Source organism: Geodermatophilus sp. SYSU D00766, from assembly GCF_054049915.1.
The window spans coordinates 102510-127862 of sequence record NZ_JBJGYI010000005.1; the positions used below are offsets into that span (position 1 = coordinate 102510).

A 25353-nucleotide genomic window follows, 5' to 3' on the forward strand; every position below is an offset into this window, starting at 1 on the left:
TCGTGGCGCCGGGCCGGTGTGCGCCGCGCACACCCGCGGGAGCGCCGGGCACCTCCGCGGAAGTGCCCGGGGGTCCTTCCTCAGACGGCGGGGTCGCTGACCAGCGAGCCGGCCCGGTGCTCGGTGCGCAGCGAGGTCTTGAGCACCTTGCCGCTGGGGTTGCGGGGCAGCGCCGGCACGAACGCGTACTCACGGGGGTGCTTGTAGCGGGCCAGCCGCTCCCGGCACCACGCGGTCAGCTCCTCGGGCGTGGGCGGGGCCTCGGCGTCGCGCGGGGCGACGACGGCCAGCGGCGCCTCGCCGTAGCGGGCGTCGGGCACGCCGATCAGCGCCACCTCGGCCACGCCGGGGTGGGCGGCCAGGACGTCCTCGACCTCGGCGCAGTACACGTTCTCGCCGCCGGTGATGATCATGTCCTTCTTGCGGTCGACGACGTAGTAGTAGCCCTCCTCGTCCTGCCGGACCAGGTCGCCGGAGTGGAACCACCCGCCGGCGAACGCCTCCGCCGTCGCCTCGAGCTTGCCCCAGTACTCCGCCATCACCATCGGGCTGCGGTAGACGATCTCCCCGACCTCGCCCTGCGGCACGTCGTCCATCGCGTCGTCGACGACGCGGACCTCGACGTTGAGCATCGGGGTGCCGACCGAGCCGATCTTGCGCACCGAGTCCTCACCGCGCAGGAAGCAGGTGACCGGGCTGCACTCGGTCTGGCCGAAGGCGGTCACCACCTCGGCCTGCGGAAAGGTGTCGATCATGGCGCGCAGCAGCGTCGTCGACGCCGGGGCCGCGCCCCAGGAGATGCGCCGCAGGCTGGACAGGTCGCGGTCGGCGATGCCGGGGACGGCCACCACGGCGGCCCACATCGCCGGCACCAGGAAGATGCTGCTGACCCGCTCCCGCTCGATGAGGTCGAGGGTGGCCACCGGGTCGAAGCCGCCCGAGCGCAGGATCACGTGGGTGCCGCCGAGCAGCAGCGGCGGCAGCCCGCCGGCCAGCCCGGCGATGTGGAAGAGCGGCGCGCCCGGGACGGCGACCCGGTCGTCGGGGTCCCAGCCGAGGTGGGTGACCTGGCTGAACACGTGCATGAGCAGGTTGCGGTGGGTGAGCACGGCGCCCTTGGGCCGGCCGGTCGTGCCCGAGGTGTACATGATGAACGCCGGCGCGGACTCGTCGACCACGACGTCGAGCGGCTCGGCCGACGCGGCGGCGAGGGCGTCCTCGAGGTCCTCGCCGATCGTCAGCACGGTGGTCACGCCGGGCGCCTGCTCGCGGGCCTTGGTGGCCACCTCGGCCAGCGCGGCGTCGACCACGAGGGCGGTGGCGCCGGAGTCGGCGAGCACGTAGGCCACCTCGTCGGCGACCAGCCGGAAGTTGACCGGGACGACGACCGCGCCCAGCCGCACGCCCGCCAGGTAGGCCTCCCAGACCTCCATCGAGTTGAGCCCCAGCACCGCGACGCGGTCACCGGTGCCGACGCCGCGGTCGGCCAGCGCCCGGGCGAGCCGGGTGACCCGCTCGTCGACCTCGGCGTAGGTGCGCCCGCCGCCGTCGAAGCGCAGCGCCCACGCGTCCGGGGTCCGGCGGGCCCAGCGGGCGAGCTGGTCGGCGGCGGTCATGCCGCGGCCCTGCAGCACGGGGATCGGGGCGCTCACGGGTCCTCCTCGGTCGGGGTGTGACCTGCGTCATGCTGTCGGCGCCCCGGGAGGCGGTCAACCCTGACCGTCAGGGCAGCCGGGCCACCGCGCCGACGAGCAGCGGGTTGACCAGCACCGCGCCGGCGGCGGCCGCCTGCGCCCGCAGCCGCTGCTCGAGGTCCTCCGGTCCGACCTCGGCGGCGGTGGCCACGCCGGTGCGCTCCAGGGCGGGCAGCAGGCTGACCGCGTCGCCGGCCACGACGGACCAGCCGGTCGCCGCGCCGCCCCGCTCCAGCGGCTGCCCGGCGGTGAGCACGGGGTCGGGCAGCCCGGCGGCCCGGTAGACGGCGGTCAGCCGCAGGCCGGCGTCGACCGGCACACCGAGCCGGTCGAGGACCGTGAGCAGCCAGCCGTTGAACGTCGTCAGCAGCGGCAGCGCCGGCTGCGCGGCCCGGGTGGTGAGGACGACCTCCTGGAAGGCGACCACCCCGCCGGGGCGCACCAGCCCGGCCATCCGGGCGACGAGCGCGACCGGGTCGGGGAGGTGCATCAGGACGAGCCGGCCGAGCACCGCGTCCACCGGCCCGGGCGGGCGCCAGGTGGTGACGTCGGCCTGCGCGAAGTCGACCGTGCGGTGCCCGGCCGCCGCCGCCCGCCGCCGGGCCACCGCCAGCGGGCGCTCGGCGGCGTCGACCCCGGTCACCCGGCCGCCGGGCCCGACCCGCTCCGCGGCGGCCAGCGTCACCGCACCGAGCCCGCAGCCGAGGTCGACGACGCTCGACCCGGGAGTCAGGCCGGCGCTGTCGAGCCAGGCCGCGGTGGCCGGCGCGTAGAGGCGGGACAGCGCGTCCAGCCGGGCCAGCGCCGGGTCCTCGTCGCCGAGCACGTACTCCGTTCCCGGCCCGCCCGCGGTGCCCGCCATGCCGGTACATGCTGGCCCGGCGGCGGCCGCGGCGTCAGCCCCCGCGAGGCGCGAAGAGCAGCCGCGCGGCGAGCCGCTTCCACAGCGCCAGGTGCGGGTCGGTGGCGGCGGGGCGGTCGGCGAAGGCGTACACGCAGGCCACCCCGCGCATGCTGGTGAACAGCAGCTCGCACAGCTCGGCGTAGAGCGGCGCGGCGGCGATCTCCGGGCCCCAGATGCCGTCGGCCACCCGCCGGATCGCCGCGCGCAGCCGCCGCTCCTCCACCTGCAGCGCGGTGCGCAGCCCGGGGTCGGTGCGGGCCGCGGTCCACAGCTCCATGGCGGCCCAGAACGGCGGCTCGTGGAACGTCGCCCACATCAGGTCGATGGCGCGGTCGACCCGCTCGGGGCCGGGCGGCTGGTCGGCCATGACCGCCGCGGCCCGCTCCTCGACCTCGGCCAGCAGGGTGGTCGACAGGTGGCCGGCGGCGGCCACCAGCAGCTCGGCGCGGGAGGGGAAGTGGTGCAGCAGCCGGCCCCGCGACACCCCCGCACGGGCCTGCACGGCGAGGGTGGAGGCCCCGGCGTAGCCGTCCTCGACCAGGCAGGCGACGGCGGCGTCGAGGATGAGCGCCCGGCTGCCCTCCGACCGGGCCGAGCGCGCCGGGGGTCCGCCGGGCGGGGCGGGGGCAGCGGTCACCCGGCGCAGGGTAGGCGCCGGGCGCCGCGCCGAACAGTCACCGTTGACCGTCGCAGGTGACCGGTGTCACGCTGCGGCGCGACCGGCCCGACGAGCAGGGGGTAGCGCGTGGACTTCGACGACACACCCGAGGAGGCGTCCTACCGGGCGCACGTGCGGTCGGTGCTCACCGACCGCGCCGCCGACCTGCTGCACGTGGCCCCCGGCGAGCCGGTGGACGCGCGGTCGCGGGAGGCCGAGCTGCGCGCCACGCAGCGGGTGCTGGCCGAGGCCGGGCTGGTCGGCGTCACCTGGCCGCGCGAGTACGGCGGGCAGGGCGGCACGCTGGTGCAGCAGGCGATCGTGGCGCAGGAGCTGGCGCGGGCCCGGGTGCCCACGCTGATCAACCACATCGGCATCGGCATGTGCGGGCCCACCGTCATCGCCCACGGCAGCGACGACCAGCGCGCCCGCTACCTGGCCCGGCTGCTGCGCGCCGAGGACGTCTGGTGCCAGCTGTTCAGCGAGCCGGCGTCGGGCTCGGACCTCGCCGCGCTGCGCACCTCGGCGGTGCGCGACGGCGAGGACTGGGTGGTCAACGGCCAGAAGGTGTGGACGACGCTGGCGCACGTCAGCGACTTCGGCATCCTGCTCACCCGCACCGACCCGGACAGGCCCAAGCACGCCGGGCTGACGATGTTCGTCGTCGACATGCACGCCCCCGGCGTCACCGTGCGGCCGCTGCGGCAGATGAGCGGCGGGTCGGACTTCAACGAGGTCTTCTTCGACGACGTCCGCATCCCCGACACCGAGCGGCTCGGCGAGCCCGGCGAGGGCTGGCGGGTGGCGCTGACCACGCTCATGAACGAGCGGGTGGCCATCGGCGGCGCCGGCAGCGACATCGGGCAGTCCGCCGAGGCGCTGGCCGCGCACGCCCGCGAGCGGCTGCCCGCCCTCGACCCGGAGCGGCAGGTGCTGGCCCGCCAGGCGGTCGGCCGGGCGCTGGTCGCCTCGCTGGCCACCCGCTACACCGGCTACCGGCGGTTCACCACGCTCTCGCAGGGCGGCGTCCCCGGGCCCGAGGCCAGCGCCGGCAAGCTCGGCGGCACCGCGGCGGCCCGGCTGGTGGCCGACGCCGGCGTCCGGCTGCTCGGCGACGACGCCGTCCTCGGCGCCACCGCCGGCGGCGACGACACCTGGCAGCGCGCGCAGGCCTACGTCCCCGGGATCGCCATCGCCGGCGGCACCGACCAGGTGCTGCGCAACATCCTCGGCGAGCGGGTGCTGGGCCTGCCGCCGGAACCGCGCACCGACAAGACCGCACCCTTCTCCTCCGGAGGACGACGGTGAACTTCGACCTCTCCGACGACCAGCGGGCCGCGGCGGCCGGCGCGCGCGAGTTCTTCACCGGCTCGGTGCCGCTGTCGGCCGCGCGCGCCGCGCTCGACGGCGACGGCGTCCCGGCGCCCGGCCGCAAGGCGCTGGCCGACATCGGGTTCCTCGGGATCACCGTGCCCGAGTTGGCCGGCGGTGCGGGCGGCAGCGTGCTCGACCTCGCCGTCGTCGCCGAGCAGGCCGGCGCGGTGTTGGCCGGCCCCTCGCTGGTCACCGCCGCGCGCGCCGCGGTGCTGCTCGAGGGCGCGCCCGACCTCGCCGCGCAGCTGGCCGACGGGTCGGCGGCGATCGCCGTCCTCGACGGCCCGGTCACCGGCTCGGCGCCGTCCATCGACGCCGCCGACGCCACGCTCTTCCTCGGCCTCGACGGCGGCGCGCTGGTGGTCGGCGAGGGCGAGGTCACCCCCGGCCGGCCGCTGGACGCCACCCGCGGCCTGGCCCGGGTCCGGCTCACCTCCCGCCGGGTGCTGGCCGAGGACGCCGGCGCGCTGTGGGGGCGGGCGCGGCAGGTGGCCGCGGTGGTGCTGGCCGCCGAGGACCTCGGTGCCGCCGACCGCGCCGTCCTGCTGGGCGTCGAGTACGCGCAGCAGCGGGAGGCGTTCGGCCGGCTGATCGGCTCCTACCAGGCGGTCAAGCACATGCTCGTCGACGCGTGGGTCGGCGTGGACCAGCTGCGCTCGCTGGTGTGGTGGGCGGCGTGGGCGGCCGACGCCGCGCCCGACGAGCTGCCGCTGGCCGCCGCCGCGGCGAAGGCCTACGCCGCGGAGGTGACCGAGCGCGCGGCCGAGACGGTCGTGCAGGTGCACGGCGGCATCGGCTTCACCTGGGAGCACGACGCCCACCTGTACTGGCGCCGCGCCAAGACCGACCGGCTGCTGCTCGGCGACGCCGCCGAGCACCTGGACGCCGTCGCCCGGCTGGCCGTGGCCGGCGCCCTGGGATGACGTCGACCCAGCTGCGCTACGAGGTCGCCGACGGCGTCGCCACGATCACCCTCGACCGGCCCGGCCGGCTCAACGCGTTCACCCCGGTGATGGCCGCCGAGCTCGCGCGGGCCGCGGCGGCCGCCGACACCGACGACGCGGTGCGGGCCGTCGTCGTCACCGGGGCCGGTCGGGCGTTCTGCGCCGGCGCCGACCTCGCCGCGGGTCCCGGCGGGCTCGGCGACCGCGCGAGCGGGGGCACCGCCGGCGGTGGCGAGCCCGGCCGCGGCCGCATCGACGGCGTCCCGCGTGACTGGGGCGGCATCGCCTCGCTGCCCTTCGCCGCGCTGCGCAAGCCGGTGATCGCCGCCGTCAACGGCCCGGCCGTGGGCATCGGCGCCACGATGCTGCTGCCGATGGACGTCCGCATCGCCGCGGAGTCGGCGCGGTTCGGCTTCGTCTTCGTCCGCCGCGGCATCACGCCGGAGGCGGCGTCGTCGTGGTTCCTGCCGCGGCTGGTCGGGATCAGCCAGGCGATGGAGTGGGTGGCCACCGGCCGGGTGTTCGACGCGGCCGAGGCGCTGCGCGGCCGGCTGGTGTCGCGGGTGGTGCCCGACGCCGAGCTGCTGCCCACCGCGCTGGGCCTGGCCCGCGAGATCGCCGACAACACCTCCGGGGTCGCCGTCGCCGCCGCCCGGCAGCTGCTGTGGTCGATGCTCGGGGAGGCCTCGCCGTGGGACGCGCACCGCGCCGAGTCCCGCGCGCTGGCCGAGCTGACCGCCGGTCCCGACGTCGCCGAGGGGGTGGCCGCCTTCCTCGCCAAGCGGCCCCCGGAGTTCACCGCCCCGCTCGGCGACGGCCCGGTGGCCGGCATCCCGCCCTGGCCCTCACCTCCGGACGACGTCGGTCCCTGACCGTGCACGTCCGCGGATGTGCACGCGTGCACATCCGCGGAAGTGCACGGCTCACACCGCCGCGATGGCGGCCACCGGGGCCGTGCGGGCCGCGCGGCGGGCCGGCAGCACCGAGGCGAGCAGCCCGGCGACGGTGGCGACGACGACGATCGCGGCCACCTGCAGCCACGGGACGTCGACCACGACCTCGCCGGCCATCCCCAGCACCGACGCGGTCCCGGTGACGCCGTAGACCCCGCCGAGGACGACGCCGAGCACCGCCGCCACGCCGGACACCACGACCGCCTCCCACGCCAGCAGCCCGCGCAGCTGCCCGCGGGTGAGACCCACTGCCCGCAGCAGGCCGTTCTCCTGCCGCCGCTCGACCACCGACAGCGCCAGCGTGTTGCCCACGCCGATCAGCGCGATGACCACCGCGACGCCGAGCAGGCCGGTGACGACCAGCAGCAGCACGTCGAGCACCTCGTCCATCTGCTGGCGCAGGCTGACCACGCCGGTGACCTGCGCGTCGGGCACCACCGACCCCACCGTGTCGGTGACCGTGTCGACGACGGCGGCCTGCGCGTCCGCGCCGGCGTCGTCGAGCCGCAGCCACAGTTGGCCGACCGCGGCCCCGGGGGCCAGCACCGCGAGGTCGCCGGTGGTCAGCAGCACCGGCGCGTCGTCGCCGGTCACCCGGGCCCGCAGCGACAGCGCCCGGCCGTCCCCGGTGAGCTCCACCGACTCGCCCCCGGTGACCGACCAGGAGCGGGCCAGCCACCCGGGGAGGAGCACCTCGCCGGGCGCGGGCAGCGGGGTGTCGGCGGTCGACCGCAGGGTCGGCACGGCGGTCGCCGGGTCGACGGCGCGGACCGTCCACGGCTGGCCGTCGGGTCCGGCGACCTCGGCGACGGCGATCGCGGTCCCGCGCGTGACGCCGTCGAGGCCCTCCAGCCGGCCCAGCAGGGTGGCGGGCAGCTCGCCGGATAACCCCTCGACGACGACGTCGGCGGGGTACTGCGCGGCCAGCCCCGCGGTCGCCGTGGCCCGGGTGGAGGCGGTGCCGACCACCATCGCAGTGGTGAGCGTCACGCCGATGAGCAGCGCGGTCGCCGTCGCCGCCGTCCGCCGGGGGTTGCGGGTGGCGTTGCCGGCCGCCAGCCGGGCGGGCACCCCGCCCACGCGGGCCACCAGGCCGCCCGCGGCGCGCACCACCGGCGGCAGCACCCGTTGGCCGAGCAGCACGACGCCGAGGAAGCTGGCCGCCCCGCCGGGCAGCGCCACGAACACGCTCGACACCGCGACGCCGAGGGCGAGCACGGCCGCCCCGGGCAGGAGCAGCAGCAGCCCGAGCACCAGCCGCGCGAGTCCCGGGCGGGTGCGCAGCGGCGCCGGGTCCAGCGGGCGCATCGCGGCCAGCGGCGCGACCCGGGTCGCCGCGCGGGCCGGCGCGACGGCGGCCAGCAGGGTGGTCAGCGTGCCCACCGCCAGGCCGGCGAGGACGGCGGTGAGCGGCACCGACAGGCCCGACAGCGGAACGGGGGACTCGACGCCCCCGGCCAGCGCGGACACCGCCCCGGCCAGCCCGATCCCGGCCCCGACCCCGACGAGCGAGGCGGCGAGCCCGGTGAGCGCGGCCTCGACCAGCACGCCGCGGCGCACCTGCCGCGCCGTGGCGCCGACGCAGCGCAGCAGCGCCAGCTCCCGGGTCCGCTGGGCGAGCAGGACGGCGAGTGTGTTGGCGATGACCAGTCCCGCGACGAGCACGGCGACGGTGCCGAAGACCAGCAGCACCGCGGCGAGGGCGGTCGCGTTGCCGAGCATCGACCCGGCGCGGTGCTCGGCCTGCCCGGTGCCGGTGCGCACGGTCAGCCCCGGCCCGGGGAGGGCGGTGGTGACGGCGTCGGCCAGCACCTGCGGGTCGGTGCCGGGCCTGCCGGCGACCCGGAGCTCGGTCGGGTCCACCGCGCCCCACGCCTGCGCCTGCGCGGGGGTGGCCCAGGCTCGGCCGTACAGGCCCGCCTCGGGGTCGCCGCCGAGGTCGACGACGCCGGTGACGGTGACCGCGGTGGCGGTCCCGGTGCCGTCGGCGCTGGTCGCGGACACCTGCAGCACGTCGCCGACGTCCGCGCCGACGCGCTCGCTGACGGCCACCTCGCCGGGCCCGTCCGGCAGTGCGCCGTCGGCGAGCCGCTGCCACCGCAGCGCGGGGTCCTCGGCGACCGCGCCCACGACCAGGTACTGCGCCCCGGTGCGGCCCGGTGCGACCGCCTGCACCGAGGTCTGCCACTCCGGGGCGACGGCGCGGACGCCGTCCAGCGCGGTGAGGACGGGCAGCTCGTCGAGCAGCGAGCTGCCGTCCTCGGAGGTGACGACGGCGTCCGCACCGACGTACCGGGCGCCGGCGGCGGTCAGCACCGTGCTGCGGGTGGTCTCGTTGAGCACGAGCGTGGCGACGACGAAGGCGACGGCCAGCACGACGGCCACGCAGGAGGCGACCAGGCGCGGCAGGTGCGCGCGCAGGCCGGCCAGGGCGGTGGACAGCACCGGTCAACCCCCGAGCCCGCGCAGCGCGTCGAGCACGGACGCGGCGGTGGGCCGCTCGATCTCGCCGGCGAGGCGGCCGTCGGCGAGCAGCACGACGCGGTCGGCGTAGGAGGCCGCGGTCGGGTCGTGGGTGACCATGACGACGGTCTGGCCGGTCTCGCGAACGCTGCTGCGCAGCAGGTCCAGCACCTCCGCGCCGGCGCGGGAGTCGAGGTTGCCGGTGGGCTCGTCGGCGAAGACGACGTCGGGGCGGGGCAGCAGCGCCCGGGCGATGGCCACCCGCTGCTGCTGGCCGCCGGAGAGCTCGGCGGGACGGTGCCGCAGCCGCTCGCGCAGGCCGAGGCGGGCGATCACGGCGTCGAACCAGGCGGGGTCGGGACGGCGGCCGGCCAGCTGCATCGGCAGCACCACGTTCTCCCGCGCGTCGAGCACCGGCAGCAGGTTGAACGCCTGGAAGACGAAGCCGATGCGCTCGCGGCGCAGCCGGGTCAGCTCGTCGTCGCGCAGCCGGGTCAGCTCGGTGCCGCCGAGGAACACCTGCCCGTCGGTGGCGGTGTCGAGGCCGGCCAGGCAGTGCATGAGCGTCGACTTGCCCGAGCCGGACGGGCCCATGATCGCGGTGAACCCGCCGCGGGCGAAGTCGACGTCCACGCCGTCGAGAGCGAGGACCCGGGCATCGCCCGAGCCGTACACCTTGGTCAGCCCGGTGGCCCGGACGGCGGCGGACGACACCGGCGCCGGCGGCTCGCCGGGCACGGTCATGACGGGGACGGACACGGGGGACCTCCGCGGATCGGTTCTGGGGACGCAGGGACCCTCGCGGCCGGGCGCGTCCCCCCGCGTCGGACCCGGAGGTGATCCCGCCGTCATCCGCCGGTCGTACGGGCACGTCCGCGGAAGTGCCCGGGGAGGGCGTGCACTTCCGCGGAAGTGCGCGGAAGAGGGCGTGCACTTCCGCGGAAGTGCCCGGGGGTTCAGGCGTCGCGGAGGAGGTCGGCGGGGGAGACCAGCCCGGTCCGGTAGGCGAGGACGACGGCCTGCACGCGGTCGCGCGAGCCGGTCTTGGCCAGCACCCGGCCGACGTGGGTCTTCACCGTCGCCTCGCTGACGAACAGCCGCCCGGCGATCTCGGTGTTGGTGGCGCCGAGCGCCATCTGCACGAGCACCTCGCGCTCGCGCGGGGTCAGGTCGGCGAGCTCCGCACCGCCGCCGACCGTCGCCGGGGCCGCGCCGCGCAGCAGGGGCGCCACGGGCTGCAGCAGCCGGCGGGTGGAGCTGGCCGCGATCACCGAGTCGCCGGCGTGCACGGTGCGCACCGCGTCGAGCATCTCCTCCGGCGGCGCGTCCTTGAGCAGGAAGCCGCTGGCCCCCGCGCCGATCGCGGCGACGACGTACTCGTCGAGGTCGAAGGTGGTGAGCACGACCACCCGCGGCGGGTCGGGCAGCGCGGTGACCCGGCGGGTGGCCTCGATGCCGTCGGTGCCCGGCATGCGCACGTCCATCAGCACGACGTCGGCCGCCGTGCGCTCCAGCAGCCGCACCGCCGCCTCGCCGTCGCTGGCCTCCCCGACGACGGTGAGGTCGGGCTGGGAGTCGATGACCATGCGGAAGCCCGCGCGCACCATCTGCTGGTCGTCGACCAGGACCACCCGGATCACCGCGCGCCGCCGATCGGCAGGACGGCGTGCACCCGCCAGCCGCCGCCGGCGCGGGGGCCGGCCTCCACCCGACCGCGGTGCAGCTGCGCCCGCTCCTGCATGCCGCGCAGCCCCTGCCCGTCGCCCGCGGCCGCCGCGCCGGCCACCGCGGCCGCCGCGCCGCGACCGTCGTCGAGCACCGACAGCTCGAGGGAGTCCGGCCGCCAGTGCAGCCGCACCCAGGCCCGCACCCCGGGGCCGGCGTGCTTGAGCACGTTGGTCAGCGACTCCTGCACGATCCGGTAGGCGGCCAGTTGCGGACCGGCGGCCATGGGCCGCGGCTCGCCCTCCACCAGCAGGTCGACGTCGAGCCCGCTGGCCCGGACGTCGTCGACGAGCTCGGGGACGGCGGCGACGTCGGGCTGCGGGGCGTACTGCTCGGCGGCGCCGTCGCGGAGCACGCCGAGCAGCGCGCGCATGTCGGTGAGCGCCTGGCGGCCGGTGGCGGCGATCGCCTCGAGGGCGCCGGTGGCGGCCGCGGGGTCGGCCCGCCCGGCGTAGCGGCCGCCGTCGGCCTGCGCGATGACCACCGACAGGGAGTGCGCGACGACGTCGTGCATCTCGCGGGCGATCCGTGCCCGCTCGGCGGTGGCGGCCAGCCGCATCTCCTGGTCGCGCTCGACCTCCAGCAGCCGGGCCCGCTCGGCCAGCCCGGACAGCTCCGCGAGGCGTGCCCGGCGCAGGTCGCCCAGCGCCCAGGCGGCCACCACCGCCACGGCGATGGAGGCGGCGGGCACGAGGAAGGTCTCGCCGAGGTCGGCGGCGTAGTAGCGCGCCGCGGCGAGGACGGCGCCGGCGAGCCCGAGCACCAGTCCGGCGCGGCCGGCCCACCGCGGCGCGTAGGCGGCCAGCGCGTGCACCATCACCAGTGCCGCGACGTTGGCCGGCAGGAACACCTCCACCAGCGCCAGCTCGAGCAGTCCGGCCGCGGTGACCGCGGCCGCCGCGGCGACCGGGGAGCGGCGGCGCCAGGCCAGGGGGGTCACCAGCAGGAGGCTGACGAGGAGGGCCGGACCCTCACCCGACCCGACGCCGCCGCCGCCGCCGAAGGAGACCACGACGAGCAGGGCCAGCGTGGCGGTGATCGCGACGTCGACGGAGAAGGGCCGTGAGCGCAGCGTCGCCGAGAGCCGCTCGAGGGGGAGGCGCTGGTCCATCGGCGCCGACCCTAGGCAGCGCGGGTGCGCCCGTCGTCCACCCGGGGGAGGACCCGCCGCTCGTCCTCCGGGCGGAGTGTCAGGAGGGGTCAGGAGGGGTCGAGGTGGCGCAGCAGGGTCTCGCCGATGTCGCGCATCGCGGCGACCTGCTGGGGGGAGAGCTGGTCGAACAGGTGGGTCCGCACGCCCTCCACGTGCACCGGGGCGGCGGCCTCCAGGGCGGCGAAGCCCTCGTCGGTGAGCACGGCGAGGAGGCCGCGGCCGTCCTCGGGACACTCCTGGCGGCGGACCCAGCCGCGCTCCTCCAGGCGGGAGACGGCGTGCGACAGGCGGCTGCGGGAGGACAGGCAGCGGTCGGCGAGCTCGCTCATCCGCATCTGGCGCCCTGGGGTCTCCGACAGCTGGACGAGGATCTCGTAGTAGGTGTGCGGGATGCCGGTCGCGCGGGTCAGCTCGCGGTCGAGCCGGTCGGCCAGCAGCTGGGTGCTGTAGAGCCAGGCGCGCCAGGCCCGCTGCTCCTCGGCGTCGAGCCAGCGCGTCTCCCCGTGCTCCGGCCGCGGTGTGCGGGAGGACACGTCGGTGGTCATGTCCTCCAGGGTACTGGCGGAATAATCAAGTGCTCAACTATGCTCCAGGCGGCGAACGTCAAGCGTTCAACTACAAGGAGTCCTGAACATGACCAGCACCACCGCCGTCCAGATCCCCGGTTACGTCGCCGGCACCTGGGACATCGACGCCGCGCACTCGACCGTGGGCTTCTCCGTCCGCCACATGATGGTGAGCAAGGTCCGCGGCTACTTCACCGAGTTCTCCGGCGAGCTCGTCACCGCCGAGGACCCGGCCCGGTCGTCCGTCACCGCAACCATCGACATGGACTCGATCGACACCCGCCAGGAGCAGCGCGACGCGCACATCCGCTCCGCGGACTTCTTCGACGTCGGCAACCACACCGTCATGACCTTCCGCTCCACCCGCGTCGTCGCGGACGGGGACGACTGGTCCGTCGAGGGCGACCTGACGATCAAGGGCATCACCAAGCCCGTCACCCTGCGCCTCGAGGTCAACGGCTTCGGCCCCGACGCCTACGGCGGCACCCGCGCCGGCTTCAGCGCCAAGACCTCCATCTCCCGCAAGGCGTTCGGCGTCGACATCGACATGCCGATGGACGGCGGCGGCGTCGTCGTGGGCGACAAGATCGACATCGAGCTCGAGATCGAGGCCGTGCTCCGCACCGCCTAGTCGAGAAGTCCGTCCCCCCGGGACGGGACCACCGAGGGGCCCCGGACGACGCGTTCGTCCGGGGCCCTCGGCGTCCCGGTCGCCGACGGCGACGGTCGCACCCGCCACGCGGGAGTCCCTTCCGCGCCACGCCGCGGGGGAGCACCATGCGGCCAACCGACCCCGGGGGAGGTGACCGTGCTGCGTGCCGCGCGACGGGGCACCCGGCTGTTCCGCCGTGACCGGGCCGCACCGGCCGTCCCCACCGTCCCGGCGCCGGTGGAGGACCCGCAGGTCGACCTCGACCCCGACGACCCCCTGCTCGCCCACCTCGCCACGGTCGCCGAGCCGACCCCGGTCGACCGCATCCCCGTGGACTCCCCGGGTGTGCGGGCACTGCGCGAGGCGGGCATCACCCTGGTCGTCCCGCTGGTGACCTCCGGGGAGCTGGTCGGCCTGCTCAGCCTGGGGCCGCGGCGCTCGGAGAACGAGTACTCGACCGACGACCGCCGCCTGCTGCAGGACCTCGCCGCACACGCCGCACCCGCGGTGCGGGTGGCCCAGCTGGTGCGCGAGCAGGAGGCCGAGGCCCTCGACCGGCAGCGCATCGAGCAGGAGCTGCAGGTCGCCGGCCTCATCCAGCAGCAGTTCCTGCCGCGCTCGCTGCCGGAGCTGCCCGGCTGGCGGGTCTCGGCGCACTACCGGCCCGCGCGCGAGGTGGGCGGCGACTTCTACGACTTCCTCGACCTGCCCGGCGGACAGGTCGGCATCGTCATCGGCGACGTCACCGACAAGGGCGTGCCCGCGGCCCTGGTCATGGCGACGACGCACAGCATCCTGCGCACCGAGGCCGCCCGGCTGGTGTCCCCCGGGGAGGTGCTGCGGCGGGCGAACACGCTGCTCGTGGGGGAGATGCCCGCGCATATGTTCGTCACCTGCCTCTACGCCGTCCTCGACCCCGCCACCGGCCGGCTGCGCTACGCCAACGCCGGGCACGACCTGCCCTACGTGCGCACCGCCGACGGCGTCGTCGAGCTGCGCGCCACGGGGATGCCGCTCGGCCTGCTCCCGGAGATGGACTACGAGGAGAAGGAGACGGTCCTCGCCCCGGGGCACGAGGTGCTGTTCCACAGCGACGGCGTCGTCGAGGCCCACGACCCGGACCGGGAGATGTTCGGGTTCCCGCGGCTCAAGGAGCTCGTCGGCGAGCCGCTCAGCGGGGACGCGCTCATCGACCGCGTGCTCGCCGACCTGGCCTCCTTCACCGGCCCGGGCTGGGAGCAGGAGGACGACATCACGCTCGTGACGCTGTCCCGGGCGTCGCGGCCGACGGCGGGAGGCGACCGCATGCCCACCGGATGTGACGCCGAGGTCCTGGCCGAGCTCGACGTGCCCAGCGAGCCCGGTGGGGAGCGGGCGGTGCTGACCGCGCTGGCCGAGGCGGTCGAGCCGCTCGGCCTGCGCCCGGGCCGCCGCGACGCGCTGGCCACCGCCGTGGCCGAGGCCACGATGAACGCCATCGAGCACGGCAACGACAACCGCAGCGAGCTCCCGGTGCGGATCACCGTCGCCGCCACCGACCGCGACGTCCGGGTCAGCGTCACCGACCGTGCGGTGAAGGGCCCGGACCCCGGGACGGCCGAGGAGCCCGACATCGTCGCCAAGCTCGCCGGTGAGCAGTCACCGCGCGGCTGGGGCCTGTTCCTCATGCGCAACCTGGTCGACGAGGTCCGTGCCGCCGACCACGAGGGCGGGCACACCGTCGAGCTCGTGCTGCACAGGGACGGCCCGGCGTGAGCACCCGCCGCTTCCCCGTCCGCGAGCCCCGCCCGGGCTTCGCCGTCGTCGACCTGTCCGGGGACCTGCGCTCCGACGCCCGCCAGGCGCTGCAGGCCGCCTACGCGGAGGCCGCGGCCACCGGCCCGCACACCGTCGTGCTCGGCATGACCGGGGTCGGTTACGTCAACTCGACCGGCATCGCGCTGCTGGTGGACCTGCTCGCGCGGGCGCGGCGGGACGGGCGCGCGGTCGCCGCCTTCGGGCTGACCGAGCACTACCGGGAGGTCTTCGCGATCACCCGGCTGTCCGAGTTCATCTCCGTGTACGCCGACGAGCCCAGCGCACTGGGGCACGTGCCCACCGGCGCCTGAACCCTCCCTGGGGGAGCACATGCAGACCGCCCGACTCGAGACCGCCGTCCGCCGCGTCGATGACGACGTCGTCGTCATCTCGCTGGTCGGTGACGTCACCGCGGCCAGCGACGGCCCGCTGACCGAGGCCTACCAGGAGGCCTGCGGCCACGGGCCCCGCGGGATCGCGCTCGACTTCAGCCGGCTGGCGTACATGAACAGCGGCGGCATCGGGATGCTGGTGACGCTGCTGGTGCGGGCCAAGCGCGCCCACCAGCGGGTGGCCGCGTTCGGGCTGTCCGACCACTACCGCCAGATCTTCTCGCTGACCCGCATCGACGAGGCCATCAGCCTGCAGGACGACGAGGCGTCCGCCCTCGCCGCGGCGCGGGGGACGGTGGGCACGCGGTGAGCACCGACACGACCCCGGCCGGCGACGGCACCCGGCCGGCGGAGGACCCGCTGCCCCGGGACGCCGCGTACTGGGCCGCGCCGGTGTCCCAGCTCGTCGCGGCGAGCGAGGCCGCCAGGGCGCGCGGCCTGGACGGCAAGCGCCTCATGGGTCCGCAGCAGGGCTTCGGGAAGCTGTGGCGGCGCAGCCACCGGATCCCGCTGACCGGCGTCGCCATGACGCCGGAGGCCGTGGTCGCCCAGTGGAAGGTGCGGTTCGGCGAGTTCTGGCCCCGCGGCGGGCGCTTCCACCCGTCACTGGGCGGCATCGAGCCGGGGGAGGTGGCCGCTCTCGACGTCGGCGTCGGCCAGGTGTGCGTGCTCTCCACCGGCGTCTTCGTGATCTACGCCGACGAGACCTCCTTCGCCTACATGACGCCGGAGGGCCACGCGCTGGCCGCCTGGATCACCTTCAGCGCGGAGGAGGACCGGGGGACGACCGTCGCGGACATCAGCATGCTGCTGCGCACCGCCGACCCCCTGGTCGAGCTGCCCTACGTGCTGGGCGGAGCGCGGCTGGAGGACCGGTTCTGGCAGGCGACCCTGCGCAACCTCGCCACGGCGTTCGGGGCGGAGGGACCACCGCCGGTCGAGACGAGCGTCGTGTGCCTCGACCGGCGGCGGCAGTGGGCGCAGGCGCGCAACGTCCGCCACTTCGGCGGGGTGAGGACCGCGCTGCGCGGCTTCCGGGCGCCCCGCGGGGGCTGACCGGGAGCACGGGGAGGAGCGGGACCGTGCGGCGGGGCGTCTGGCTGCGGCTGCCGTGGGCCCTGCTCGGCCTGAGCGTGGTGCTCGCGACGCTGACCCACGTCCTGCTGTGGCAGGACGGCCGCGGCGACCAGCCGGCCGTCGTCCTGGTGACCGACCTCCTCAGCTCGCTGGGCGTCCTCGGCTTCGCGGTGGTCGGTGCGGTCGTGGCCGCCCGCCTGCCCGGCAGCCCGATCGGCTGGCTGTGCACCGGCCTGAGCGTGGCCTTCTGGTCGAGTGCGACCGCGGGGGCGCTGCAGGCGGCCGGGTGGGTGTCGGCGTGGCCCCTCGGCCTGCTGGAGCGGCTCGGCTTCCCGCTGGGGATCTTCCTCGCCGTCCTCCTGTTCCTGCTCTTCCCCACCGGACGGGTCCCCTCACCCGCCTGGCGGTGGCTCGCGCGGGTGGCGGTCGTGTGCGTGGTGCTGGCCGGCACCAGCGGTGCCCTCGTGCGCACCGACGACGACACGACGGTGGACCTGCCGTGGGCCCTGGACGGGACGGCCGCCGACGTGGCCGAGGGCGTGTTCTACGCCGGCACGCTCGGACTGATCGTCTCGTGGCTGGCCGCGCTGGTGTCGATGGTGCCGCGGTACCGGCGGGCCGGCCCCGTCGAGCGCGAGCAGCTCCGGTGGGTCTCCCTGGCCGTGCTGCTCAACCTCGCCCAGCTTGTCATCCGGCCGCTGGCCCCCGACGACGTCGGCGTCGTCTACGCGGCGGTGGCGTTCGCGGCGGTCCCGGTTGCCATCGGCATCGCCGTGACCCGGTACCGGCTCTTCGACATCGACCGGATCGTCAGCCGGACGGTGTCCTACGGCGTGCTGACCGGTGGGCTGCTGGTGCTGTACCTGGTGGCGGTGACCGCGCTGCGGCCGCTGCTGACCCCGCTGACGGGGACCTCGGACCTGGCGGTCGTGGTCTCGACGCTGGCGGCGGCGGCCGCGTTCGGGCCGGTGCGCCGGCGGGTGCAGGCGGCCGTCGACCGGCGATTCGACCGGTCCCGCTACGACGCGGCCCGGGCAGTGGACGCCTACGCCCGGCGGCTGCGCACCGAGGTGGACCTCCAGGCCGTCACCGCCGGACTGCGGGACACGGTGACGACGACGGTCGGCCCGCAGCGGGTGGGGCTGTGGCTGCGCGACGACGCAGTCGCCCGGAGGGCCTGATGCGCCCGCCGACGCACGCGCGACGGCTGCCGTGGGCGCTCTGCGCCCTCGCGCTGGCGCTGGTGGTGGCGGCGATCGTCGTGCGGTTCACCGTCGCCGACGCCTCCGGACCCCGCGCGCTCACCCCGGCCGAGGTCCTGGTGGGCACCCTGGGCTTCCTCGGGGTGCCCGTCGTCGGGGGTCTGCTCGCGTCCCGCCTGCCGGACAACCCCTACGGCTGGCTGTGGTGCGCCGCCGGGGTCTGCTACGGGATCACGGCGCTGGCCGCCGCCCTCGGCGCGGTCCCGGGGGGCCTGTCCCGGGTGGCTCGTACGGTCGAGGGGGCCAGCTTCGTCGTCGGCCTCGTGCTGCTCACCCTGCTGTTCCTCCTCTTCCCGACCGGTTCGCTGCCCTCGCCCCGCTGGCGCTGGCTGCCGCGGGTCGCCGTGGGCCTGGCCGTGGTCGTGCTGGCGGCGGGGGGCCTGGCCGGGGCCCGGCTCCCGGACGGCACCCCGGTCCGCGTCGCGGCAGCCGCGGCCGACGCCGGCGTGACCGGGCTCTTCCTCGCCGTGGTCGTCGCGGCCGTGTCGGTCCTCGCCCGCTACCGGCGCGCCGGGCCCGTCGAGCGGCGTCAGCTGACCTGGTTCGTGGTGGCCGCGGCGGCGCTGGTGGTGACGACGTCGCTGGACCTCACCGGCGCACCGGTGCCGCCCGCCGTCTGGGCGGTGCTCGACGCGGTCAGCTTCGGGCTCATCCCGGCCGCGGTGGCCGTCGCCGTCCTGCGCTACCGGCTGTACGAGATCGACCGGATCGTCAGCCGCACGGTGTCCTACGCGGTGCTGACCGGTGGGCTGCTGGTGCTGTACCTGGTGGCGGTGACCGCGCTGCGGCCGCTGCTCACCCCGCTGACGGGCACCTCGGACCTGGCGGTGGTGGTGTCCACGCTGGCGGCCGCCGCGGTGTTCGGCGCGGCCCGGCGGCGAGTGCAGGACCTCGTCGACCGGCGGTTCGACCGCTCCCGCTACGACGCGGCGCGGGCGGTGGACGCCTACGCCCGCCGGCTGCGCAGCGAGGTGGACCTCGACGCCGTCACGGCGGGACTGCGGGACACGGTCGCGACGACGGTCGGGCCGGACCGGCTGGGCGTCTGGCTGCGCCCCGGCGCCGACGTCCGGAGAGCCTGATGGACCGGACGCGGCGGGTGCGAGTGCGCGCCTGGGGGCTGTGCGCGGTGGCGGTGCTGCTCTTCCTCGCCGCCGGGGTCCTCCGGGCCACCGCGGACGACCCCTGGACGGCACTCGGGCTGGCCGGTTCCCTGGCGGTGCCGGTCGTCGGTGCGCTCATCGCCACCCGGCTCCCGGAGAACCCCCTCGGGTGGCTGTGGTGTGCCTTCGGCCTGACCGACGCGGTGCTGGTCCTGGTCGGCGAGCTGCGGTCCCTGGCCCCCGCCGCGGTCCCGCTCGCGGTCGTGGAGCGGTCGTCGTTCCTGACCCTGCTGGTACTGCTTCCCCTGGTCGTCGTCCTCTTCCCCACGGGCCGGTTGCCCAGCCCGGCGTGGCGGTGGCTGTTCCGCGGCGTGGGGCTCTCGCTGGCCGTCGCCGTGGTCGGCAGCCTGTTCGCCACCATCCCGGAGGACCCCGCAGCGGCGGGCCTGCTGAGCCCGGGTGGTGAGGCCGGGCGCCGCTGGTACACCGTCTTCGTCGCTGGGCTCAGCGGACTCTTCCTCGGCTGCGTGCTCGCCATGGCGTCGCTCGTGGTGCGGCTGCGCCGGGCCGGGCCGGTCGAACGGCGCCAGCTCGCCTGGTTCGCCTACGCCGGGCTGGTCAACGCCGCCGCGCTGCTCGCCGCACTGACGGGCGTCGTCGGGGAGGCCGGGTGGCTGCTGTTCGAGGTGACGTTCACCCTCTTCCCCGTGGCCGTGGGGGTCGCCGTGCTGCGGTACCGGCTCTACGAGATCGACCGCATCGTCAGCCGGACGGTGTCCTACGCCGTCCTGACCGCCGGCCTGCTCCTGCTCTACGTCGTCGCGGTCACCGCGCTGCGGCCCCTGCTGGCGCCGCTGGCCGGCACCTCGGAACTCGCCGTCGCCGTGTCGACACTGACGGTGGCCGCTGCGTTCCGCCCGGCCCGGCGGCGGGTGCAGGTCGCCGTCGACCGGCGCTTCGACCGGACCCGCTACGACGGGGCCCGGGCGGTGGACGCGTACGCCCGCCGGCTGCGCACCGAGGTCGACCTGCGGCAGGTGACCGAGGGGTTGCGCGACACCGTGGTGACCACGGTCCACCCGGCGTCGGTGGGTGTGTGGCTGCGCGGTGGGGGAGGACCGCCGTGACCCCGGGACGGGCCCGGTGGCTCGCGTGGTCGACCTGTGCGGCCACCCTGGCGCTGGCCGCCACCGCCGCCGTCGTCGACGTCCTCGAGCCCGACGGCACGAGCGACCCGTGGTCCTCGCTGCCCGGCCTGGTCTCGGCGGCCCTCGTGGGAGCACTGATCGCGGCGCGGCTGCCCGCCAACCCGTACGGCTGGGTGGCCAGCGGCTGCGCGCTCGTCGCGGCAGCCGTCCAGGTCGTCTTCACGCTCGGTCGCGGCACCGACGTCCGGGACGACGTGCTCGTCGTGGCCGAGGCCTGGGGGTACGGGGCCTTCTTCGTGCTCTTCTACCTCGTGCTGGTGCTCTTCCCCACCGGCCGACTGCCCGGCCCCGGCTGGCGCTGGTTCCCGTGGACGGCGGTCGGACTGGCCGCCGCCCAGGCCGTCGCGGTGCTGGTCGCGCCGCGGGACGGGGACCCGGTCGCGCCGGGGCCGTGGGCGGTGGCCGGCACCGCAGGCCAGGTCTGGGACGTGGTGGTCGACGCCAGCGTCTACGGAGCACTGCTGCTGGGCGTGCCGGCGGCGCTCGCGCCCGTGCTGCGCTACCGCCGGGCCGGGCCCGTCGAGCGGCAGCAGCTCAAGTGGCTCGCCGTCGCGAGCTCGGCCATGGCCGTGTCGATCCTGCTGGACCTGGTGGCCCCGGACGGGCTGGTGCCGGGCTGGGCGTACGTGGTCCTCGACCAGGTCGCCTTCACCCTCGTCCCCGTCGGGATCGGCATCGCCGTGCTGCGGTACCGGCTCTTCGACATCGACCACGTCCTCAGCCGGACCGTGTCCTATGCCCTGCTCACCGTGGGGCTGGTGGCCCTCTACGTGGCGGCGGTGACGGGGCTGCGGGCGCTGCTGGCGCCGGTGACCGGCAGCTCCGAGCCGGCGGTGGTGGCCTCCACGCTGGTCGTGGCGGCCGCCTTCCGGCCGGCCCGGCGGCGGGTGCAGGACGCGGTCGACCGGCGGTTCGACCGGTCCCGGTACGACGCGGCGCAGGCCGTGGACGCCTACGCCCAGCGGCTGCGCACCGACGTCGACCTCGAGACGGTGGTGGCCGGACTGCGGGAGACGGTCACCGCCACCGTCGGCCCCCGGCGGATGGCGCTGTGGCTGCGCGACGTCCCCGCCGGGAACGGGACGACGACGTGAGGACGGCGGCCCGCGTGCTCGGCGCCGGTGCGCTGTGCGCCGCGGTCCTGGTGCTCGTCGCCACGGACCTGGTCGTCCGGGCGCGCCACCCCGCGGCCTTCCCCGCGGACGGCGGGCTCGGGCTGCCGGTGGCGACGGCCGTGGCGCTGGCCACCGTGGCGTTCACCGCGGTCGGGGTGCTGCTGGTGTCCCGGGCCGCCGGCGGCGGGTACGGCTGGGCCCCCGCTGCGCTCGGTCTCGGCCTGGCGCTGCTGGAGGCCGGTTTCGCGGTCGGCCAGATCGGCGCGCTGCCCCGGTGGGTCGAGCTGCCGCTCGCCTCGTCGGCGGTCCCCGTCGTCCTCGCCTCGGCCACCGCGGTCTTCGCGCTGTTCCCCGACGGCCGGCTGCCGGGCCCCCGCTGGCGGTGGCTGCCACCGGTCACCGCCGGCGCCGCCGGTCTCGCGGTCACCCTCGGCCTCCTGCTCGGCCCGGACCCCGACATCCCGGGCCTGCTCGCCCCCGGAGGCGCCGTCGCCGACGCGGCCGACGCGCTGTCCTCGTGGCTGCTCCTCGTCCTCACCGCCTGCCTGGTGGCGTCCGCCGGGGCGCCGTTCCAGCGCTACCGGGGCGCCGGGCCGGTCGAGCGGCAGCAGCTGCGCTGGTTCGCCGGGGCGGCGCTGGCCTTCGGCGCGATCGCGCTCGTCGCGTCCCTCGGGAGTGCGCTCCTGCCGGAGGACGACACGGGTCTGGTCGTCGGGGTGGCCGTCGGCGTGAGCCTGGCGCTGCCTCCGGCCGCGATCTGGGTCGCCGTCAGCAGGTACCGCCTCTACGACCTCGACCGGCTGGTCAGCCGCACGGTCTCCTACGCGCTCCTCACCGGCCTGCTGCTGGCCCTCTACCTCGGGCTGGTGACCGCGCTGCGGCCGCTGTTCACCCCGCTGACCGGCACGTCCGAGCTGGCGGTCGCGGCCTCGACGCTGGCGGTCGCCGCGGTCTTCTCGCCGCTGCGGCGGCGGCTGCAGGGCGTCGTCGACCGGCGCTTCGACCGGGCGCGGTACGACGCCGCCTTCGCGGTGGACGCCTACGCCCGTCGGCTGCGGACCCAGGTCGACCTCGACGACGTCGCGACCGGGCTGCGGGACACGGTGGCGGCCACGGTCGGTCCCCGGCAGGTCGGTCTGTGGCTCCGCGACCCGGCGGCCCGGGGGGAGGCCCGCGGCTGAGGCCCGGCCTCCACCCCCGGCTCGTCCACTTCGGGGGAGGTCGCGGGCCGCGGCCGCGCCGACGATGGGCGGCGCCCGCTCCGCCCGGCCGGAGGACGACGCCCCGCCATGACCGCGACCACGCGCACCGCCGCGACGGCCCGTGCGGCCGTCCTGCCCCTGGCGCTCGCCCAGTTCATCGCCAGCTACGCCGCGTCGAACATGAACGTGGCGATCACCACGATCGCCGACGACCTCGGCACCGACGTCGCCGGGATCCAGACGACCATCACCCTGTTCACGCTGACGATGGCCGCGCTGATGATCCCGGGCAGCAAGCTCACCGACCTCTGGGGCCGCAAGTCCTGCTTCCTCCTGGGTCTGGGGATCTACGGGGCGGGCGCGCTGCTCGCCGCCATGGCGCCGGGACTCGGTCTGCTCACCGTCGGCTACGCCCTGCTCGAGGGCGTGGGCTCGGCGCTGCTCATCCCGCCGATCTACATCCTCGTCACGGTCCTGTTCGACGACGTGAAGACGCGCGCCAAGTGGTTCGGCGTGATCAGCGGCGCGGCGGGGCTGGGTGCGGCCGCCGGGCCGCTGATCGGCGGGCTGGTCACCGCCTACGTCAGCTGGCGGGCGTCGTTCGTGCTCCAGGCGCTCGTCGTGGGCCTGGTCGCGCTCCTCGCCCGGCGGATCGACGACCCGCCGCTGCCCGACCGGCGCCCCCCGTTCGACCTCCTCGGCGCCGTCCTGTCCGCGGCCGGGCTCTTCCTCGTCGTGTTCGGGATCCTGCAGACGAACACCCACGGCTGGACGAACGCCCGGGTCTGGGCGCTCGTCGCCGCCGGTGTGCTGGTGCTGGCCGCGTTCTTCGGCCACGCCCGCGCCCGGGAGCGCGGCGGCCGCGCCCCGCTGGTCTCGGTCCGCCTGTTCCGCAACCGGACGTCGAACCTCGGCCTGGTCACGCAGACCGTCCAGTGGCTGGTCATGCAGGGCTCGTTCTTCGTCATCTCGGTGTTCCTGCAGCAGGAGCGCGGCTACGACGCCATCCAGACCGGGCTGATGCTGGTGCCGGCCACGATCGGCATCCTGATCTCCTCCGCGGCGGCCCAGCGGATGGCCAGCCGGCACCCGCAGCGACTGCTGATCCGCGCCGGCTTTACGTGCACGGTCGTCGGGCTCGCCCTGCTGCTGGCGCTGGCCCGGGTGGACTCCGCCGTCTGGACCTTCTGGCCCGGCCTCTTCCTCATGGGGTTCGGCGTGGGCGCGATGCTCACCGCGTCGGTGAACGTGGTCCAGTCGGCCTGGCCGGAGCAGGAGCAGGGGGACATCTCCGGGGTGTCGCGCAGCGTGTCCAACCTCGGCTCGTCGCTGGGTGTGGCCATCGCCGGCTCGGTGCTGGTCGCCGCCACGGCGGGCGGGCACGCGCCGTTCCTGACCGCCATCGTGGTGGTGGGTGCCTTCGCCCTGGTGGGCTGGGTCGCCGCCCTGCTCCTCCCGAAGACCCCGCAGCCGGCCGGGTGACCGCGGGCCGCGGCGCCGCGGAGCTCCGGCGCTACGGCGCCGCCGGGTCCAGCAGCTGGAAGAGCACGTGGTCCTGCCAGCGGCCGGCGATGCGCAGGTACCGCGGCGCCAGCCCGTAGCGGGTGAACCCGGTGCGCTCGAGCACCCGCTGCGAGGCGACGTTGTGCACCAGGGTGCCGGCCTCCACCCGGTGCAGCCCGAGCTCGCCGAAGGCCACCGCCAGCACGGCCCGCACCGCGGCCGTGGCGTGTCCCCGGCCGTTGGCCGCCGACCGGATCCAGTAGCCGAGGCTGCACGACTGGAAGGCGCCGCGGACGACGTTGTTGAGGCTGACCCGGCCGACCACCGCCCCGTCGTCGTCGAGGACCACGTGCGGCACCCGCAGGCCCAGCCGGTGCTGCTCGAGCACCGACCGGATCTCCTCGCGCTGGCCGGCCTCCGTCGCCCAGCGCTCGTCGCGGAGGGGCTCCCAGGGCGCGAGGAAGTCGCGGTCCTCCCGGGCGATGCGCGCGAGGACCGGGGCGTCGTCGGGGGACAGCAGCCGCGTCGTGGTCACCCCTCACCCTCGCAAGGACCGGCGCGGGCCGGGAGCGGGGGAGACTCGGGGCATGACGACGTCGCTGCTGACCCGTGCCCGCACCCGGCTGTCCTCCGCCGTCCCCGTCGCCATCGGGCTGGCGGCGGGCTTCGGCGTCGCGCAGGGCACCGGCATCCGGGCACTCGGTGGCGCGGTGTTCGCCGCGGGCGGGCTGGTCGCGGGGTACCTGTGGGTCCAGCGGCGCGGCTGGGCGGTCGCCCTCGGGCTCGGCGCGCTCTACGTCGGCGCCTTCGTCCTGGCCCACGTGCTCGCCCTCGGCGCCGGCCTGCCGGCCTGGCTCGCGGTCGGCCTCGTGACGGTCGCCGCCGCGGGGGTCGCGTACGCGGTGGCCGACCGCGAGCAGCTCACGCCCTGATCCCGATGGCGCCGCCGCGCGGTGTCCGCCACGCTGACGGCGTGCGGACGCCGGGGGAGCGGGGACTGCTGACGGAGGCCCTGGGGCCGGTCCTGGTCGTCGGGGTCGCCTTCGGCCCGCTGCTCGAGGCGTTCGACGTGCTGGGGTTCGGCGAGACGTGGAGCTGGCGGCAGGTCCTCCTCTCCGGGGTGCTCGTCACGGCGGGAGCGGGGCTGGGCACCGCCGTCCAGCTGCGGCTGTCGGCCGCCGCCCGGCAGCGGGCCGCGGTCGGCCGGGCGGTCGCCGGGGGCGCCCTGCCGGCGGGGGCCGACGGCGAGTGGCTCGAGCGGCTCACGGCCGAGCGGCAGCGGCTCCTGCTGAGCCGGACCGGCGTGCCCAGCGTCCTGGCGCTCGCGGCGCTGCTGGTCGCCGCCACCACGCTCCTCCCGCGGGGGCCGGGCGACGGGGCGTTGCTCCTCGTCGTCGGCCTGGCGCTCGCCGGCGTCCTCGGCGGGGCGCGGGAGCGCAGGCGGCTGCACTCCGCCGACCGGTTGCAGGCCGAGCTGGAGGAGCGCCTGACCCCGTCCGGGCGGTGAGTCTGGTCACGATCACCGCCGCGGGGGTGACGTACGCGGTGGCAGACCGCCCGGAGCGGCCGGTCGTCGTCCGCTGAGCCCCTAAGGTGGGTGGGAAGGTC

General features: G+C 76.4%; 25 protein-coding genes. 16 read left to right on the top strand and 9 right to left on the bottom strand.

Translation table 11 applies throughout. The features are described 5' to 3' along the window. Window positions 1-80: 80 nt before the first annotated feature. The 3 genes from ACI8AD_RS06680 to ACI8AD_RS06690 form a co-directional block, all read right to left on the bottom strand. Entirely contained in the window at window positions 81-1652 is a 1572-nt protein-coding gene (locus ACI8AD_RS06680; RefSeq protein WP_456869742.1) for a long-chain-fatty-acid--CoA ligase, read from the bottom strand. 70 nt (window positions 1653-1722) lie between these two features. After that, window positions 1723-2556 carry a class I SAM-dependent methyltransferase gene (locus ACI8AD_RS06685; protein ID WP_456869743.1) on the bottom strand — a complete coding sequence of 278 codons (834 nt, stop codon included), beginning with the start codon at window positions 2554-2556 and terminating at the stop codon, window positions 1723-1725. Between the two features lie 34 nt (window positions 2557-2590). After that, the gene (locus ACI8AD_RS06690) at window positions 2591-3235 is read right to left on the bottom strand and encodes a TetR/AcrR family transcriptional regulator (RefSeq protein ID WP_456869744.1); all 645 of its coding nucleotides are present in this window, start codon (window positions 3233-3235) and stop codon (window positions 2591-2593) included. Window positions 3236-3343: 108 nt separating this feature from the next. On the opposite strand from ACI8AD_RS06690, the gene ACI8AD_RS06695 reads away from it, so the two are divergent. From ACI8AD_RS06695 to ACI8AD_RS06705, 3 genes are read left to right on the top strand one after another with little or no spacing between them, the layout of a single operon-like run. Then, a complete protein-coding gene (locus ACI8AD_RS06695) occupies window positions 3344-4564 on the top strand; it encodes an acyl-CoA dehydrogenase family protein (RefSeq protein WP_456869745.1) in 1221 nt (406 codons plus the stop codon). Next, window positions 4561-5553 carry an acyl-CoA dehydrogenase family protein gene (locus ACI8AD_RS06700; RefSeq protein ID WP_456869746.1) on the top strand — a complete coding sequence of 331 codons (993 nt, stop codon included), beginning with the start codon at window positions 4561-4563 and terminating at the stop codon, window positions 5551-5553. Before ACI8AD_RS06695 ends, ACI8AD_RS06700 begins: the two co-directional genes overlap by 4 nt. Beyond that, window positions 5550-6446, top strand: a complete 897-nt coding sequence (locus ACI8AD_RS06705; RefSeq protein ID WP_456869747.1) for an enoyl-CoA hydratase-related protein — start codon at window positions 5550-5552, stop codon at window positions 6444-6446. The genes ACI8AD_RS06700 and ACI8AD_RS06705 overlap by 4 nt, the downstream gene beginning before the upstream one ends. 51 nt (window positions 6447-6497) lie before the next feature. Here ACI8AD_RS06705 and ACI8AD_RS06710 read toward each other — a convergent pair whose 3' ends face one another. From ACI8AD_RS06710 to ACI8AD_RS06730, 5 genes are all read right to left on the bottom strand, one after another. After that, complete coding sequence (locus tag ACI8AD_RS06710) at window positions 6498-8972, bottom strand: FtsX-like permease family protein (protein WP_456869748.1); 2475 nt, start codon at window positions 8970-8972, stop codon at window positions 6498-6500. A 3-nt stretch (window positions 8973-8975) separates the two neighbouring features. Continuing rightward, complete coding sequence (locus tag ACI8AD_RS06715; protein WP_456869749.1) at window positions 8976-9749, bottom strand: ABC transporter ATP-binding protein; 774 nt, start codon at window positions 9747-9749, stop codon at window positions 8976-8978. 197 nt (window positions 9750-9946) lie between these two features. After that, window positions 9947-10630, bottom strand: a complete 684-nt coding sequence (locus tag ACI8AD_RS06720; protein ID WP_456869750.1) for a response regulator — start codon at window positions 10628-10630, stop codon at window positions 9947-9949. Then, window positions 10627-11826, bottom strand: coding sequence for a sensor histidine kinase (locus ACI8AD_RS06725; protein ID WP_456869751.1), 1200 nt, complete (start codon window positions 11824-11826; stop codon window positions 10627-10629). The genes ACI8AD_RS06720 and ACI8AD_RS06725 overlap by 4 nt, the downstream gene beginning before the upstream one ends. Before the next feature lie 89 nt (window positions 11827-11915). After that, complete coding sequence (locus tag ACI8AD_RS06730; RefSeq protein WP_456869752.1) at window positions 11916-12413, bottom strand: MarR family winged helix-turn-helix transcriptional regulator; 498 nt, start codon at window positions 12411-12413, stop codon at window positions 11916-11918. Window positions 12414-12501: 88 nt separating this feature from the next. Here ACI8AD_RS06730 and ACI8AD_RS06735 point away from each other — a divergent pair, with 88 nt between their 5' ends. From ACI8AD_RS06735 to ACI8AD_RS06785, 11 genes are all read left to right on the top strand, one after another. Next, window positions 12502-13065 (top strand): YceI family protein, encoded by a 564-nt coding sequence (locus ACI8AD_RS06735; protein WP_089404709.1) that lies wholly within the window; start codon window positions 12502-12504, stop codon window positions 13063-13065. A 171-nt stretch (window positions 13066-13236) separates the two neighbouring features. Beyond that, window positions 13237-14841: an ATP-binding SpoIIE family protein phosphatase gene (locus ACI8AD_RS06740; RefSeq protein ID WP_456869753.1), complete on the top strand. Its 1605-nt coding sequence runs from the start codon at window positions 13237-13239 to the stop codon at window positions 14839-14841. Beyond that, window positions 14838-15194: an STAS domain-containing protein gene (locus ACI8AD_RS06745; RefSeq protein ID WP_456869754.1), complete on the top strand. Its 357-nt coding sequence runs from the start codon at window positions 14838-14840 to the stop codon at window positions 15192-15194. The genes ACI8AD_RS06740 and ACI8AD_RS06745 overlap by 4 nt, the downstream gene beginning before the upstream one ends. A gap of 19 nt (window positions 15195-15213) precedes the next feature. Further along, window positions 15214-15585 (top strand): STAS domain-containing protein, encoded by a 372-nt coding sequence (locus ACI8AD_RS06750; protein ID WP_456869755.1) that lies wholly within the window; start codon window positions 15214-15216, stop codon window positions 15583-15585. Next, complete coding sequence (locus tag ACI8AD_RS06755; protein WP_456869756.1) at window positions 15582-16331, top strand: hypothetical protein; 750 nt, start codon at window positions 15582-15584, stop codon at window positions 16329-16331. Before ACI8AD_RS06750 ends, ACI8AD_RS06755 begins: the two co-directional genes overlap by 4 nt. A gap of 26 nt (window positions 16332-16357) precedes the next feature. Next, window positions 16358-17533: a hypothetical protein gene (locus ACI8AD_RS06760; protein ID WP_456869757.1), complete on the top strand. Its 1176-nt coding sequence runs from the start codon at window positions 16358-16360 to the stop codon at window positions 17531-17533. Next, window positions 17533-18696 (top strand): hypothetical protein, encoded by a 1164-nt coding sequence (locus ACI8AD_RS06765; protein ID WP_456869758.1) that lies wholly within the window; start codon window positions 17533-17535, stop codon window positions 18694-18696. The genes ACI8AD_RS06760 and ACI8AD_RS06765 overlap by 1 nt, the downstream gene beginning before the upstream one ends. Next, on the top strand, window positions 18696-19844 hold the full coding sequence (locus tag ACI8AD_RS06770; protein ID WP_456869759.1) for a hypothetical protein: 1149 nt from the start codon (window positions 18696-18698) through the stop codon (window positions 19842-19844). Before ACI8AD_RS06765 ends, ACI8AD_RS06770 begins: the two co-directional genes overlap by 1 nt. Continuing rightward, on the top strand, window positions 19841-21019 hold the full coding sequence (locus ACI8AD_RS06775; protein WP_456869760.1) for a hypothetical protein: 1179 nt from the start codon (window positions 19841-19843) through the stop codon (window positions 21017-21019). Before ACI8AD_RS06770 ends, ACI8AD_RS06775 begins: the two co-directional genes overlap by 4 nt. Next, window positions 21016-22221 carry a hypothetical protein gene (locus tag ACI8AD_RS06780; protein WP_456869761.1) on the top strand — a complete coding sequence of 402 codons (1206 nt, stop codon included), beginning with the start codon at window positions 21016-21018 and terminating at the stop codon, window positions 22219-22221. Before ACI8AD_RS06775 ends, ACI8AD_RS06780 begins: the two co-directional genes overlap by 4 nt. A gap of 108 nt (window positions 22222-22329) precedes the next feature. Continuing rightward, window positions 22330-23724, top strand: coding sequence for an MFS transporter (locus tag ACI8AD_RS06785; RefSeq protein ID WP_456869762.1), 1395 nt, complete (start codon window positions 22330-22332; stop codon window positions 23722-23724). Between the two features lie 31 nt (window positions 23725-23755). On the opposite strand, the gene ACI8AD_RS06790 is transcribed toward ACI8AD_RS06785, so the two are convergent. Beyond that, window positions 23756-24280: a GNAT family N-acetyltransferase gene (locus ACI8AD_RS06790; protein ID WP_456869763.1), complete on the bottom strand. Its 525-nt coding sequence runs from the start codon at window positions 24278-24280 to the stop codon at window positions 23756-23758. 52 nt (window positions 24281-24332) lie between these two features. Between ACI8AD_RS06790 and ACI8AD_RS06795 the strand changes: the two genes are divergently transcribed. After that, window positions 24333-24677, top strand: a complete 345-nt coding sequence (locus ACI8AD_RS06795; protein ID WP_456869764.1) for a hypothetical protein — start codon at window positions 24333-24335, stop codon at window positions 24675-24677. A gap of 41 nt (window positions 24678-24718) precedes the next feature. Next, window positions 24719-25252: a hypothetical protein gene (locus ACI8AD_RS06800; RefSeq protein ID WP_456869765.1), complete on the top strand. Its 534-nt coding sequence runs from the start codon at window positions 24719-24721 to the stop codon at window positions 25250-25252. Window positions 25253-25353: the final 101 nt, after the last annotated feature.

Bases quoted from the DNA above. Each gene is read 5' to 3' on its own strand.
- ACI8AD_RS06685 (WP_456869743.1), bottom strand. From the start codon at position 2,556: ATGGCGGGCACCGCGGGCGGGCCGGGAACGGAGTACGTGCTCGGCGAC.
- ACI8AD_RS06705 (WP_456869747.1), top strand. From the start codon at position 5,550: ATGACGTCGACCCAGCTGCGCTACGAGGTCGCCGACGGCGTCGCCACG.
- ACI8AD_RS06725 (WP_456869751.1), bottom strand. From the start codon at position 11,826: ATGGACCAGCGCCTCCCCCTCGAGCGGCTCTCGGCGACGCTGCGCTCA.
- ACI8AD_RS06730 (WP_456869752.1), bottom strand. From the start codon at position 12,413: ATGACCACCGACGTGTCCTCCCGCACACCGCGGCCGGAGCACGGGGAG.
- ACI8AD_RS06735 (WP_089404709.1), top strand. From the start codon at position 12,502: ATGACCAGCACCACCGCCGTCCAGATCCCCGGTTACGTCGCCGGCACC.
- ACI8AD_RS06750 (WP_456869755.1), top strand. From the start codon at position 15,214: ATGCAGACCGCCCGACTCGAGACCGCCGTCCGCCGCGTCGATGACGAC.
- ACI8AD_RS06765 (WP_456869758.1), top strand. From the start codon at position 17,533: ATGCGCCCGCCGACGCACGCGCGACGGCTGCCGTGGGCGCTCTGCGCC.
- ACI8AD_RS06770 (WP_456869759.1), top strand. From the start codon at position 18,696: ATGGACCGGACGCGGCGGGTGCGAGTGCGCGCCTGGGGGCTGTGCGCG.
- ACI8AD_RS06785 (WP_456869762.1), top strand. From the start codon at position 22,330: ATGACCGCGACCACGCGCACCGCCGCGACGGCCCGTGCGGCCGTCCTG.
- ACI8AD_RS06795 (WP_456869764.1), top strand. From the start codon at position 24,333: ATGACGACGTCGCTGCTGACCCGTGCCCGCACCCGGCTGTCCTCCGCC.